Below are 13659 nucleotides of genomic sequence, written 5' to 3' on the forward strand. Positions count from 1 at the left end.
GCTGAGCATTAGAGAGGAGGTGTCGACATGGCCGAATCGAGCATCATCGATGAGCGTCGGGTCGACGCCTCCCCTGCCGCGGCCGGCACCCCCTCGGTGAGCACGTCGGCTCCGCATGCACAGCGTGTGCGGGGCCGGGGCCTGCTCGCCCCCATCAGTCTGCAGGTGATCGCCATGCTCGGCATCGGCGCCCTGCTCTACCCCACCGCGGCCGGCTGGTTCGCCACGCTCGGCCACGACTCCGAGATCTCGGGATACACCGAGGCCGTTGGCCGACTGAGCGACGCCACGCGCACCGCGAAGCTCGAAGCGGCCCGGGCCTACAACGCGACACTGCCGGCCGGCGTGCTGCGCGATCCATACACCGCCGGGTCGCAGGAGGCCGCCACCGCCGACGCCGACGCGTACGCCGCCTACCAGCGGGTGCTGCAGATCGACGGCACGGACGCGATCGGCACACTCTCGTACTCGGCCATCGGCGTCGCGCTGCCGATCTACGCCGGCACCGACGATGCCACGCTGCGCCGGGGCGTGGGCCACCTGTTCGGGTCGTCGCTGCCGATCGGCGGCGCGTCGACGCACTCGGTGCTCACCTCGCACTCGGGGCTGATCAACGCCTCGCTGTTCACCCCGCTCACCCGGGCGCAGGCCGGCGACACGTTCCAGATCAGCGTGCTCGGCGAGACCCACAACTACCAGGTGAGCGGCATCGAGACCGTGAGCCCCGAAGACACCGACTCGCTGCAGGTGGTCGCCGGGCAAGATCTGGTCACCCTCGTCACCTGCACACCCATCGGCATCAACAGCCACCGGCTGCTCGTGCACGCCACGCGCATCGCGGATGACGCGGCCGGCACCGCTCAGACCATCGCCGGAGACGGCCGCACGGCCGGATTCCCGTGGTGGGCTGTGATCTTCGTGGCCGCATCCGGGGTGATGGCGTGGCTGCTGTTCCGCCCCGTGCGCGCCCGCACCGCGCCTGCGGGCGCCACAGGCACTGCGGTCGCCCCCAGCGCGGCCGATACCGACTCAGCACAGGAGCTCGACGCATGAGATCCCCGCACACGCTCTTTTCATCTGCCGGCGCTTCACGCACCGGCGCCGCGGCCGGACGCCGCCCACTCGGCGCGGTGCTCGCCGCACTGACGCTGCTGGCCGCCCTGTTGGTCGTTCTGGTGCCCGCAGTGCGCGCCGACGCTGTGCCTGCAGGGCCCGCGGTGCAGCCGCAGGCCGCCATCGACCCCGACGCGACCACGAGCATTCAGGTGCACAAGTTCGCCCAGCCCGAACAGCTCGGCGAGCCCTCCAGCGGCCTCGAGCAGGACACCACCGGGCTCACCCCGGTCGCAGGCGCCACGTTCACCGCGACGAAGGTGCCCGGCATCGACACCACGACCGACGCCGGGCGCCAGGCCGCCGCGGACCTCAGCGTGGCCGAGGCCATCGCGGCGATCGGCTCGGCCGCGCCCGCGGCCACCGAGACCACCGACGCCGCCGGCGACGCACCGCTGACCGGGCTCGGCGTGGCGCTGTACCTCGTGCAGGAGACGTTCACCCCCACCGGCTACGTCGCCTCCGACCCGTTTCTGGTGCTGCTGCCGCTGACGAACCCCGGCACCGGCGACAACTGGCTCTACACCGTGCACGTGTACCCCAAGAACGCGCACGTGACCGCCACCATCGACGTGGACGACGCCGCGGCCGTCAGCGCGGCCGATGCGGTGCGCTGGACGTCGCACACCACCATCCCCCGTCGCACGTCCATCACCGCCTACGTGGTGCGCAACCTGGTCGACACCCGGCTGACCCTGCTCGATGCCGCCTCTGACATACAGGTGAGTCTGGAGTGCTCCGGTTGCGACTCCGGGCTGGATGCCTCGGACTTCACCACCTCGATCGTCACCTACGACGGTCACGAGACCATCGAGGTCGTGTTCTCCGAAGCAGGACGCGCCAAGCTTGCGACCGCTCGCGCGGCAGACCCCGATGCAAAGATCGACGTCAGCTATCGCACTGCGGTGACTGCCGCGCTGGCCAATGCCAGCGGCGCAGACCCGGGAGTGAATGGCACATTCACCAACGAGGTTCGTCTGTTCCCCGATTCGAATACGCTCGCCGGGCGCGGCACCGCAGCCAGCGATGCCACGAGCACGAAGTTCGGGCCGCTCGAGATCATTGTTCATGAGAAGGGCAACGATGCCAACCGTATTCCGGGGGCTCGTTTCCAGCTGTTCCTGACTGCTGAGGATGCGGCCAATCGCACCAACCCGGTGACCGTCTGGGGGGTCTCTGAATGGACCACCGATGCCGACGGATCGATCGTGATCGACGGGCTGCGCTTCTCCGACTTTGCCAACGGCCTCGACCGTGACTCGTCAGACCCGTTGTATCGCACGTACTACATTCGCATGATCGAGGTGCCCGCAGGGTGGACCGGCAGCACCGACCCGATCGGGCTCGTGGTCAACTCGTCGACCGAGGCGCAGGTCGCGCTCGTCGAGCTCTACCGGGCAGAGGAAGGCGGCTCCACTGGCGGGCTGGCGCTCACCGGCGGTCAGATCGCCGGAGCTTGGGTGCTCGGCGCGGTGCTCGTGGTACTCGGCATCTTGGCACTGCTCGCCCGGCGCAGAAAGCGTGAAGACAGCACCGCCGACAGCGCCACCTCCACGGGTGACGATCCGGGTGCCCGGTGAACGACTCCCCTGAACCGGCTGCCGAGCCGGTCACCAAGCGCCGAGCCCGCAGACGCCGCCGTACCCCGAAACAGCGTCGCCAGCTGATTCGCGGGCTGATTCTGCAGGGCATGGCGATGATCGGCATCGGGTTGCTGGTCTACCCAGATGCGGCAGACTGGTTTGCGACTCTGCAGCACAACTCCGAGATCTCAGGCTACATCGACAAGGTGCAGCAGACGCCCAGCGCCGAGCGGCAGCGCATTCTGCAAGCGGCATATGCCTACAATGATCAGCTGGAACCCGGGCCGCTGACCGACCCGTACATCTCGCAGAACTCCGACGAGGCCAAGCGCACCGCCGTGTACCAGGCCTACGAGGAGCTGCTGCGCATCAGCGGCACCGATGTGATCGGCACGCTGAGCTACCCGGCGATCGACGTGGCGCTGCCGATCTACCATGGCACGGCCGATGCGACGATCTCGAAGGGGGTCGGGCATCTCTACGGAACCTCGCTGCCTGTCGGAGGCCCCTCGACGCATTCGGTGCTCACTTCACACTCGGGGCTGCCTCAGGCGAAGCTGCTCACGAACCTCTCCAAGGCGCAGGTGGGCGATACCTTCTGGATCAGTGTGCTCGGCGAGGACCACTACTACCGTGTCGAGAGCATCGAGACCGTGCTGCCGGGCGAGACCGACTCGCTGAAGATCACCGAAGGCGAAGACTGGGTGACGCTGTTCACCTGCACCCCGATCGGCGTCAACAGCCACCGGTTGATGGTGCATGCCGTGCGCATTGACTCCCCTGACGATGACAGCGGGGCGGCCATCGCCGGCGATGGGCTGAAAGCGGGGTTCCCATGGTGGGCCGTGTGGTTTGTCGGCGGTTCGACGGTCACGGGGGTGATCATCTTCGCGCCGCCCCGGCGGCGCGGCAAGAAGAAGGTGCCTGCGACGAAGCAGTCGTGAGGGCGGGTGTACCGTCGTGCCCAGTGATCGCGCACTCTACGTTGCACGCGCGCTCCACACCGCGCGAGAATACAGGCTCCACCGTGCACCTCGCGCGACAGACCCCGCGATCGCTGGGCAGGAGTGCACGCCCCGACGAGAGACAAGGCTCCCTCAGTACACGCGGTGAGCTCGCGCCTGCCGCGCCCCATCGACGATGAGCACCACAATGGCCAGCCAGATCAGCGCGAAGCCGGCCCATCGCGCCGGTGGCATATCCTCACGCAACACCGCGACGCCCAGAGTGAACTGCAGCACCGGCCCGAGATACTGCAGAAATCCCAGCCAGGCCAGCGGCAGCCGGCGTGACGCCGAGGCGAAGGTCAGTAGCGGCACGGCCGTGACGATGCCGGTGCTGGCCAGCAGCAGTGAGTGACCGACGCCTGAGCTGCCGAATGTGAGCCCGCCGCCGATCGTCTGCACCAGCACCAGCACCACAGTGGCCACTGGCAGCAGCAGCGTGGTCTCGACGGTGAGACCGGTCAGCGAGTCGACCTGCCCGCCGACTCTGGCCTTGATGAGCCCATAGAACCCGAAGCTCAGCGCCAGACCGAGCCCGATCCAGGGCACCTGTCCGTAGGCCACGGCGAGCACCAGCACAGCCAGAGCCGAGATGCCCACGGCACTCCACTGCGCCACGGTCAGGCGTTCGCGCTGCACAAGCACGGCCAGCAACACGGTGAATACCGGGTTGATGAAGTAGCCGAGCGAGGCCTCGAGCACATGTCCGCTGGTGGCCGCGATGACGTACAGCTGCCAGTTCAGGTAGATGAGCCCGGCTGCCAGGGCGAACAGTCCCAGGGTGCGCGGCGAGCGGAACACCTCTCCGAGCACTCGCCAGGCCCGGGTGAACATCACCAGCAGCGCACAGAACAGCGCTGAGAAGACCACCCTCGCCGACACGAGCTCGAACGGCCCGGTGGGTGACATCGCCACGAAGTACAGCGGCAGCACTCCCCAGATCAGATAGGTGATGAGCCCATACGCCAAACCGCTGCGACGGGCGGTGCGGGGTGCTGAGCCGGCGGCGCTCACCTGCGCCTCAGCAGCGAGATGAACATTCCATCGGTGGCATGGATGTGCGGCCACAGCTGCACCCCGGGTGCACCGCTGCCGATGTCGAGGGATGCCGGGGCGACGGCATCGGCGAGCACACGCGCCGCGTCAATCACCTCGAGTTCCCCGGAATGCCGCTCGAGCGCCGCATCGACCTGCTGCCGGGTCTCGGCCAGATGCGGCGAGCAGGTGATGTAGGCGATCACCGAGCCGGGCTGGGCCGAGGCGACGGCGGCGTCGATGAGCCGAGTCTGCAGCGCGGTGAGCTCTCGCAGGTCGCCGGGCTGTTTGCGCCAGCGTGCCTCGGGGCGTCGGCGCAGCGCGCCGAGCCCGGTGCAGGGCGCGTCGATGAGCGCGCGCTGCCATCCGGCACCGACAAGGGCCTGGGCGCCGTCGAGTTCAGAGACCGGCACCGCGTCGAATCCGGCCTCACGCAGTGCCTGGCGCACGAGTTCGGCCCGGTGCGGCACCGGTTCGTTGGCTGCGACTTGGGCGGCAGGATGCCGCTGGGCCGCCAGCGCGGCCAGCAGCGCGGTCTTGCCACCGGGCCCAGCGCACACGTCGATCCACTGTTCGCTCTCGAGCGCCCCGGGGGCCGCTGGTGTCGCGGCCAGCGCGAGTGCGGCCAGCTGCGACCCCTCGTCCTGCACGCGCACTCCCCTGCCGGTCAGCGCGGCGGGGTCGCCGTGGGCCAGACGTGCTCCGAACGGCGAGAGCACATCGGGGGTGGTCTCAGCCAGATCGGCGCGCGTGGCCAGCCCGGGCAGGGCCACGAGATTGACCGCGGGCGGTTCATTGTCTGCGGCCAGCAGCGCCTCCAGCGTGTCGCCGCGCCCGTCGGCCTCGAGCGAGCGGCGCAGCGCGCGCACGATCCATTCGGGGTGCGACCAGCGCACGCTGAGGTATCGGTCGGCTGGCAGATCGGCCTTGAGCGTGGCAGCCCACTCGTCGAGGGTGTGCTCGCTCAACCGTCGGGTGGCAGCGTTGATCAGCCCCGACGCGCGGCCCGAGCGGGTGCGTTTTGCCAGCGTGACGGCCTCGTTCACGGCAGCATGTGCCGGAACGCGCATATGCAGCAGCTGGTGTGCCGACAGGCGCAGAATCTCGAGCACGCGTCGGTCGAGTGTAGCCGCGTCGCGTTTGGCTGCGCGCCCGATCAGCTCGTCATAGAGCCGCCGCCAGCGCAGCGTGCCGTAGACCAGTTCGGTGGCGAACCCACGATCGCGGGCGCTGAGAGCTGACTCGGCAAGACGGGTGGGCAGCAGCAGGTTTGCGTAGGCGTCGTTGGCGTCGACCTCTTCAAGCACACCGAGCGCGAGCGCACGAGGGTCGCTGCGGCGCAGATCTTCACTCATGCGAACACCGCCTCGCTCTGGCGCCCGTTGATCCATGCCCGAGCAGGCATGGCTGCGCGCCCGGCCGGCTGCACGGTCACCAGCTGCAGCCAACCGTCGCCCGTGGCAGCGAGCACCCGCTTGCGATGCAGCACCACACTGCCTGGGCTGGCCTGTTCGGCGGGCAGCGCCTCTGGGTCGTCGATCAGCGCAACTTCCACCACCTTGAACGTCGCATCATCGAGCGTGCTCCACGCGCCGGGCTCAGGCGTGGCCGCGCGCCAGCGGTTGAACACGTCGCGGGTGGGCAGGCTCCAGTCGAGGCGGCCGAAGTCGCGGTCGAGCTTCGCGGCAATGCTCACCGGCCCGGTCTGCGCGGTGGGATGCGCGGTGCCGGCAGCCAGCGCATCAACCGCCGCCAGCACATCCTGCGCGCCCTCATCGCCCATGCGTGCCAGCACCTGGCCGGCGGTGGCCCGTTCGAGCCCCGCGATGGGCCGCTGCGTGAGAATGTCGCCGGCGTCGAGTTCCGAGGTGACCTGAATGACCGAGAGCCCCAGCGGATCATCGCCGGCGGCGATCGCCCGCTGCACCGGGGCAGCCCCGCGCCACGCCGGCAGCAGCGAGACGTGCAGGTTGATCCAGCCGTGCTCAGGCACCGCAAGCAGACGGTCGGGCAGCAACGCACCATAGGCCACGACCACCCCGAGCTCAGGCGCCTTCGCCGCAACGGCGTCGACAACTTCGTCGGTGACCCGGGTGGCGCGCACCACAGGGATGCCGTGCCCCTCGGCCAACGCCGCGACCGGGCTGGGAGTGAGCGTGCGGCGGCGCCCGATGGGGGCATCCGGGCGGGTGAGCACGCCGACCACCTCGTGCGGTGAGTCGATCAACTGCTGCAGCACGGCGGCAGCAATGTCGGGGGTTCCAGCAAAGAAGATGCGCACCAGCACAGTCTAGCGAGCGCTGTGCGGGGCCGGGCGCCTCACTCGGCCGCGCGGGTGTAGTGGTCGAGGGTGAGGCCGTCGAAGGCGGTGACCATGGTCAGCGCGTTCGCGAGTGTCTCGATGCCGACGGGGCTGCCGTTGGCCGCGAGTGCACCGTTGGTGGCCTGCTGCGCGGCGACGGGCACCCACGGCGCGAATAGCAGCAAGGATGCGGCATATGTCCACAGCCACGGCTGACGGAACAGCGTGCGCTCGTCGTGGTTCCACCAGTGCGCCAGCAGCCAGATCGCGTGTGCCAGCCAGATCAGCACCGACACGTAGAGGGTGTACATGCCGGCGACGACGAGCAGGCCATAAAGCACCCAGTGGTGCCAGCGGCCGCTGCGCATCGCCCGCACCAACATGAGGGTGGCGAGCAGGCTGATGAGCGTGGCGAGCGAGTACATGCGCACCTCGAACCCGTAGCGCAAGATCAGCGGGTTCAGCGCGAACAGGGGCAGGGCGACAGCTGCTATTCGTGCATCGAACAGGCGGCGCAGCAGCGCGAACCCGGTGATAACGGCGAGCCCAGTCAGCAGCGCGGGCATCAGGCGCAGCGCGGGCAGGCTCGTGCCGAACACAGACACCCAGGCTTTGAGCAGCAGGTAAAACAACGGTGGATGCACATCGACGGCGGTCAGCGAGATGATGTCGGGCACCGAATGCTCGACAACCAGCACGGTGTAGGCCTCGTCGAACCAGATCGACTGGTCGCTGCCGAGCCAGAACGCAAGTGACGTTGATATGGCCCCCATCAGCACGGCGAACAGCCATGCGCGGGCGCTGCTGCGTGTGGCTCGATGCGGGTCTCGTGCGCGCAGGCGCGTCTCGGTCATGACTCACTCCCCTGCCAAGTGTGCTGCCTGGCCATTTAAGTGTATTCGAGTGCGACAGGGCGCACGACGGGGCTCGCGAGCGCTGAGCTGCCGCTGAGCTGGCTGCGGGGTGGCGCTGGGCTCTCAGTGGGCCAGCGCTGCGCTGCCGCCGAGCTGGCTGGGGCCGACTACTGCGTGATGAAGCGGCGCAGATCGTCGGCGTGCACGCGCAGGCGGTGCTGGCGTTTGGCTGGGCCGGTGGTGGCCCGCACCACGGCCGCCTTGAGCGCTTTGGCTGCGGCCTCGCCTGCGCTGTAGGGAACGCGTAGCAACGTGACCTCGTCGTCAGGTTCGCCCGGGGCGCCGGGCTCGAGCTCGGTGGAGAGCACCTGCACCTCGGTCGGCAGGCCGGCGTGCTCAAGCACGTGACCGGTGCCACCGGGGTCGGTGACGATCGAGAAGAAGCGCACCGCCGGCGGAAACCCGAGGCTCGCCCGCTCGGCCAGCTCGGCAGATGAGAACACTTCAGGGCTCCATGTGATGAGTGCGCGGGCGAGCCGCCCGTCGACCCCGGTAAGCACCACCTGCCCATCGGGAGCGGCCAGCGCGGCGGCGTTGAACCAGTGCCGCAAGGCATCTTCGCTGGCGAACAGCCCCTCACGAGACACGACTGAGAGTGCATCGAGTAGCAGCACGGCCTGGTAACCGTTGCGGCAGCGTGGTTCGGCCCCGGCCGTGGCGATCACCAGGGCGGGCGTGTCACCGACCTGGTCGCGCACCTGGTCGCCGGTGGCCACGATCACGGGGGTCTCGGCGAAGGCGCGGCCGAGTTCGTCGGCGGTGCGACCGGCCCCTGCAAGGGTGCGCGTGCCCTGCTCGGTCTCGACCTCACGCTGATACCCGGCGCGTGCCACTTGAATGAGCACCGGCCCCGAGCGCAGCGCCTGACGCGCCACCGCATATGCGATCTCGGGAATGCGCGCGGCACTCAGCAGCGGATCGTCTCCCCAGACCGCAGCGGCGGGAATCACGTGCGGGTGCGGCGGCACCGGGCCAGCCTGCACATAGCCGATCTCGACCAGGCGTTCGAGCGCCACCGAGCGCGAGTGCGCCAAGAAGGTGAGATCAGCCCCAGACTGCTGTTGCCGTATGAGCGCCACGTCGCGCACATGTGCATACGGAGCGTGGGGTTCGCGAAACGAGGGGTCTCCGTCGTCGACGAGAATGATCTCGCCAAGATCGGGCGCCGGCGCGTAAATCGCGGTGCGGGTGCCGACGATGATGCGGGAGCATCCTGCGAGCGAGTCAAGAAAACTGCGGTAGCGCGCGTCGTCGTCGATGCCGGCGTCGAGTCTGGCGACCGTTTCGTCGGGGAAACGCTCGGTGAGGGCGGCGGCCAGCTGTGCCACGTCGCGGAAGTCGGGCACGGCGACGATGGTGGTGCGCCCCCGCGCGAGCTGAGCACGCACCCGCTCGACCACGTCGGTGACCCAGGCCGAGACCACGAGCCCATTGGCCATGAAGTCGCAGCCGACGTGCGGGCGCTGGTGGATGCGCGCCGGCCGCCGTGCGGTGTCGGCGTCTGACGTCGGTGCTGATTCGGACCCTGAAGTCACATCTCGCTGAGGCGAACCGGAAGTGCTGTGCTCTTGCCCATCGGCCGGCTCTTGTGAGAGAGCTAGAGCAATCTCGGGATGCGCCTTGACCCAAGCGGTTTCGGTGCGCGCGTGGCGTGTGGGTATGGCCAGGCGCAGCACGTCAGAGACGATGCCGGCTTGTCGGTCTGCGACGGCTCGGGCGAGGCGCCAGACCGCGGCATCGAGCGGTGGAATACGCCCGACTACCTTCGACAGCTGCTGCAGCTGCCCCTCGAACGAGGCGGTGGGCGCCAGCGACACGATGTAGCCGTCGAGCTGTCTGCGGCGAAACCCGAAGGGCACCTTGACACGCGCGCCGACAACCGCCTGCTGCGCGAGCTCGTCGGGCACCTCGTATTCGAAGAGCCTGTCGAGGTGCGGCAGCGGCGAGTCGATACACACGCTGGCAACCTTCATGTGCTCAGGATACCGGCACCCTCTGAAGCCCTGCGCAACTCTGCACCACACATGTGCGATAGGGGTGAAGAAAACCCGAAATGCGCACCAGGGGTGAAACAGCCTCACCCCCACCGCAGGCTTTCACCCCCACGGCACACCACACCCCAGCTAGAACCCCGCAGCGCCTCGGCCACCCAGTGGCACGACCCCGCGGCACAGGCACCGCGGCACAGGCCCCGCGACGCGCCCAGCGGCACAGGCCAATCAGTACAGAGTTAGAGCCCCGCGGTCTCGCGCAGGTCGTCGACGCGGTCGAGCGCCTCCCAGGTGAACCCGGGCTCGTTGCGCCCGAAGTGCCCGTAGGCAGCAGTCTGCTGGTAAATCGGGCGGCGCAGGTCGAGATCGTTGATGATCGCCTGCGGGCGCAGATCGAACACCTCACTGATGATCTGTGCGATGCGCTGGTCGTCGAACGCCCCGGTGCCGAACGAGTCGGCGTACAGCCCCACCGGGCGCGCCTTGCCGATGGCATACGCGATCTGAATCTCGAGCCGATCGGCGAGCCCCGCAGCCACAGCGTTCTTGGCAGCATGGCGCAGCGCATATGCCGCCGAGCGGTCAACCTTCGACGGGTCTTTGCCGCTGAACGCGCCACCGCCGTGGTGCGCCGCACCACCGTAGGTGTCGACGATGATCTTGCGCCCGGTCAGCCCCGCGTCAGAGCCCGGCCCGCCCTCGACGAACCCGCCCGAGGGGTTGATGTAGTAGTCGACGTCACTGAGGTCGAGCCCGGTATCGGCCAGCACGGGGTCGATCACATGCTCGCGCACAAGCGCACGGATCTCGCCCTGGGTCAGCGACGGGTCGTGCTGCGTCGAGACGACCACCGCATCCACCGAGCGCGGCACCGCACCATCGTAGCCAAGGGTGACCTGCGCCTTGCCGTCGGGCCGCAGCCACGGCAGTTTGCCACTGTGCCGCAGTTCGGCCAGCCGCCGGGTGAGCTTGTGCGCGGTGGCGATCGGCGCCGGCAGATATTCGGGCGTCTCGTTGGTGGCGTACCCGAACATGATGCCTTGGTCGCCGGCCCCCTGGCTGTCGTAGGGGTCGGTCGACCCGAGCTCGCGCACCTCGTACGAAGTGAGCACGCCCTCGCGAATCTCGACCGACTGCTGCCCGATCGACAGCGACACACCGCAGCTGCGGCCGTCGAAGCCGATCTCGCTCGAGGTGTAGCCGATGCCGGTGATCACGTTGCGCACGATCTCGGGAATCTCGACGTACCCCTCGGTCTTGATCTCGCCGACCACGTGCACGAGCCCCTTGGTGGCGACCGTCTCGATGGCGGTCAGGCTCTGGTCGTCGACCTTGAGCAGCTCGTCGAGGATGGCGTCGGAGACCTGGTCGCAGACCTTGTCGGGGTGGCCTTCGGTCACCGACTCGCTGCTGACGAGGCGCAGGCGTGAATCAGTCATGGAAAAACTCCGTCTCTTGCGAATGTGAACGTCTGTGTGCCGGGAGGCCGCGTCTACAGCGAGAGCACGACCTGATCGAGCAGGGCCTCGGCGACCTCGCGCTTGGTGCCCGACGTCTGCGTGACGATCTGCCCCTCGCGATCGAGGATGGCCACAGTGTTGTCGTCGAACCCGAACGTCTTGCCCTCACCCACCTCGTTGACCACGAGCAGGTCGCAGCCTTTCTTGGCGATCTTGGCGCGTCCGAGTTCAAGCAGTTCGTCGCCCTGGGCAGTTTCGGCGGCGAACCCCACGATGAGGTTGTCGCGCCCGGCTTGGTGCGAGATCTCGGCAAGGATGTCGGGGTTGGCAACCAGCTTCAGGTTGAGTTCGCTGCCCTCGGTGGCCTTCTTGAGCTTGCTGCGTGACGGCTCGGCCGGTCGGTAGTCGGCGATCGCGGCGGCCATGATGACCACATCGGCCTCATCAGCGAGCGACACGATCGCCTGGCGCATCGACTCGGTGTATCGCGCCTTGATGACCTCGGCCCCGCGCGGCGGATGCACGTCGAGGTGCCCGGCCACGATGATGACCTCGGCACCGCGTGCGAGCGCCTCTTCGGCGATGGCGATGCCCTGCTTGCCCGACGAGTCGTTGCCGAGAAAGCGCACCGGGTCGACGCGCTCACGGGTGCCGCCCGCACTGACCACGACAGTGCGGCCGACGAGGTCTTTGGGGCGCAGCTGCTGGTCGACGGCCTGAGCGATGTCTTCGGGGTCGACCAGGCGCCCAATGCCCTGGTCGTCGCCGGTGAGCGCACCCACGTCGGGGCCCAGAATGCGCACGCCACGGTTTTTGAGCGTGGCGATGTTGGCCTGCGTGGCCGGATGCTTCCACATCTGCGAGTGCATGGCCGGGGCCAAGATCACCGGCGCATGCGTCACCAGCAGGGATGCGGTGAGCAGGTCATCGGCTTGGCCGGCGGCGGCACGGGCGATGAAGTCGGCGGTCGCCGGGGCCACAACCACAAGGTCGGCCTCAGCGCCTAGCGAGACGTGACGCACCTCATCGACAGACTCGAACAGCTCGGTGGTCACCGTGTTGTGCGAGATGGCCTCCCATGTGGGCTGGCCCACGAAGCGCAGCGCGTTGGGAGTGGGCACCACATGCACGTCGTGGCCTGCTTGCGTCAGCAGGCGAACGGCCTGCACCGCTTTATAGGCCGCGATGCCGCCGGTGACCCCGAAAAGGATGCGCACGTCAGTCGATCACTCGGCGTCGGCGTCTGCCGACGCGTCGGTCTCGGTGGTGGTCTGTGTCCCGGTGACCGCGTCGACAGCTGCGGCGTCTGCCGCGTCTGCAGCGGCGTCAGCGGCAGCGGCCTCGGCGGCGGGATCGATCTTCGTCAGCACGAGCTTGTCTTCGGCGATCTCGCGCAGCGCGATCGAGAGGGCCTCGTCTTCAACGCTCGAGTCGACGAGCGGCCCGACGTTGTTGAACAGGCTGCCGTCTTGCAGGTCGGCGTAGTAGTCGTTGATCTGTCGAGCCCGCTTGGAGGCGAAGATGACCAGCCCGAATTTGGAGTCGACGCGCTTGAGCAGCTCGTCGATGGGCGGGTTGATAATGCCTTCATACGTGTTGGCCATGTTCAGCGGGTCTCCTTCGTGGGGTTGATGCCCATCAAGTGTACGACTTCCTCTGCCGCACGTGCGACTGAATCGTTCACAACTTCGTCATCGAACTCGCTGCGTGCAGCAAGTTCGACCTTCGCGGTCTCGAGGCGACGGGCCTGTTCCTCGGGCGTCTCAGTGCCCCGCCCGACAAGGCGGTGCACAAGTTCGTCCCAGGATGGAGGCGACAGGAACACCAGCCGGGCGTCCGGTGCGTTGCCGCGCACCTGGCGCGCCCCCTGCAGATCGATCTCGAGCAGCACGGGCCGGCCCGCGGCGAGCGCCTCGTCGACGGGCCTGCGCGGGGTGCCGTAGCGGTACGAGTTGTGCACGGTGGCGTGCTCGAGGAGCTCGTGCTGGACGATCATGCGGTCGAACGCTTCATCGTCGACGAAGAAGTAGTGCACCCCGTCGATCTCGCCCGGCCGGGGCCTGCGCGTGGTGGCCGACACCGACAGCGCCACCTGCGGGTAGTGCTCGCGGATGTAGGCCGCGACCGTGCCCTTGCCCACGGCGGTGGGCCCGGCCAGCACGGTCAGGCGGGCGGGTGAGGATGCGCTGGTGTCGAACTCGGTCATGATCTGCAATTCTCCCACATCACCGTGCCCCCACCGTGGCAAAACCTGCCA

At 68.3% G+C, this 13659-nt stretch carries 10 protein-coding genes and 2 pseudogenes; 3 read left to right on the forward strand and 9 right to left on the reverse strand.

Translation table 11 applies throughout. The annotated features are described in order from the left end of the window. Positions 1-27: 27 nt before the first annotated feature. The 3 genes from G557_RS10680 to G557_RS0100580 are packed head-to-tail and all read left to right on the forward strand — an operon-like array spanning position 28 to position 3640. Positions 28-1053 (forward strand): class C sortase, encoded by a 1026-nt coding sequence (locus G557_RS10680; RefSeq protein WP_245542734.1) that lies wholly within the window; start codon positions 28-30, stop codon positions 1051-1053. After that, the gene (locus tag G557_RS10685; RefSeq protein ID WP_036960211.1) at positions 1050-2693 is read left to right on the forward strand and encodes a SpaH/EbpB family LPXTG-anchored major pilin; all 1644 of its coding nucleotides are present in this window, start codon (positions 1050-1052) and stop codon (positions 2691-2693) included. The genes G557_RS10680 and G557_RS10685 overlap by 4 nt, the downstream gene beginning before the upstream one ends. After that, positions 2690-3640, forward strand: coding sequence for a class C sortase (locus G557_RS0100580; protein ID WP_051223963.1), 951 nt, complete (start codon positions 2690-2692; stop codon positions 3638-3640). The genes G557_RS10685 and G557_RS0100580 overlap by 4 nt, the downstream gene beginning before the upstream one ends. A gap of 153 nt (positions 3641-3793) precedes the next feature. Here G557_RS0100580 and rarD read toward each other — a convergent pair whose 3' ends face one another. The 9 genes and pseudogenes from rarD to gmk form a co-directional block, all read right to left on the reverse strand. Next, complete coding sequence (rarD, locus tag G557_RS0100585; protein WP_028244553.1) at positions 3794-4714, reverse strand: EamA family transporter RarD; 921 nt, start codon at positions 4712-4714, stop codon at positions 3794-3796. Further along, on the reverse strand, positions 4711-6090 hold the full coding sequence (locus G557_RS0100590) for a transcription antitermination factor NusB (protein WP_028244554.1): 1380 nt from the start codon (positions 6088-6090) through the stop codon (positions 4711-4713). The genes rarD and G557_RS0100590 overlap by 4 nt, the downstream gene beginning before the upstream one ends. After that, positions 6087-7016: a methionyl-tRNA formyltransferase gene (gene fmt, locus G557_RS0100595; protein WP_028244555.1), complete on the reverse strand. Its 930-nt coding sequence runs from the start codon at positions 7014-7016 to the stop codon at positions 6087-6089. The genes G557_RS0100590 and fmt overlap by 4 nt, the downstream gene beginning before the upstream one ends. Before the next feature lie 38 nt (positions 7017-7054). Next, positions 7055-7891, reverse strand: coding sequence for a glycosyltransferase family 39 protein (locus tag G557_RS13150; RefSeq protein ID WP_028244556.1), 837 nt, complete (start codon positions 7889-7891; stop codon positions 7055-7057). A gap of 167 nt (positions 7892-8058) precedes the next feature. Then, complete coding sequence (locus G557_RS10695) at positions 8059-9924, reverse strand: primosomal protein N' family DNA-binding protein (RefSeq protein ID WP_051223964.1); 1866 nt, start codon at positions 9922-9924, stop codon at positions 8059-8061. A gap of 257 nt (positions 9925-10181) precedes the next feature. Beyond that, a complete protein-coding gene (gene metK, locus G557_RS0100610; RefSeq protein WP_028244557.1) occupies positions 10182-11381 on the reverse strand; it encodes a methionine adenosyltransferase in 1200 nt (399 codons plus the stop codon). Positions 11382-11434: 53 nt separating this feature from the next. Further along, a complete protein-coding gene (coaBC, locus tag G557_RS0100615) occupies positions 11435-12619 on the reverse strand; it encodes a bifunctional phosphopantothenoylcysteine decarboxylase/phosphopantothenate--cysteine ligase CoaBC (RefSeq protein ID WP_028244558.1) in 1185 nt (394 codons plus the stop codon). A 135-nt stretch (positions 12620-12754) separates the two neighbouring features. Beyond that, positions 12755-13006, reverse strand: a pseudogene (rpoZ, locus tag G557_RS0100620) (DNA-directed RNA polymerase subunit omega); the annotation flags it as partial. 2 nt (positions 13007-13008) lie between these two features. Beyond that, positions 13009-13575: pseudogene (gene gmk / locus G557_RS0100625) on the reverse strand (guanylate kinase); the annotation flags it as partial. Positions 13576-13659: the final 84 nt, after the last annotated feature.

Origin of the sequence: Pseudoclavibacter soli DSM 23366 (assembly GCF_000423505.1) — a bacterium.
GTDB lineage: Bacteria > Actinomycetota > Actinomycetes > Actinomycetales > Microbacteriaceae > Pseudoclavibacter_A > Pseudoclavibacter_A soli.

What these genes read in the sequence shown, in the direction of transcription:
- G557_RS10685 (WP_036960211.1), top strand. Translation starts at nt 1,050, where the DNA reads ATGAGATCCCCGCACACGCTCTTTTCATCTGCCGGCGCTTCACGCACC.
- G557_RS10680 (WP_245542734.1), top strand. Translation starts at nt 28, where the DNA reads ATGGCCGAATCGAGCATCATCGATGAGCGTCGGGTCGACGCCTCCCCT.
- metK (WP_028244557.1), bottom strand. Translation starts at nt 11,381, where the DNA reads ATGACTGATTCACGCCTGCGCCTCGTCAGCAGCGAGTCGGTGACCGAA.
- G557_RS10695 (WP_051223964.1), bottom strand. Translation starts at nt 9,924, where the DNA reads ATGAAGGTTGCCAGCGTGTGTATCGACTCGCCGCTGCCGCACCTCGAC.
- G557_RS13150 (WP_028244556.1), bottom strand. Translation starts at nt 7,891, where the DNA reads ATGACCGAGACGCGCCTGCGCGCACGAGACCCGCATCGAGCCACACGC.
- G557_RS0100590 (WP_028244554.1), bottom strand. Translation starts at nt 6,090, where the DNA reads ATGAGTGAAGATCTGCGCCGCAGCGACCCTCGTGCGCTCGCGCTCGGT.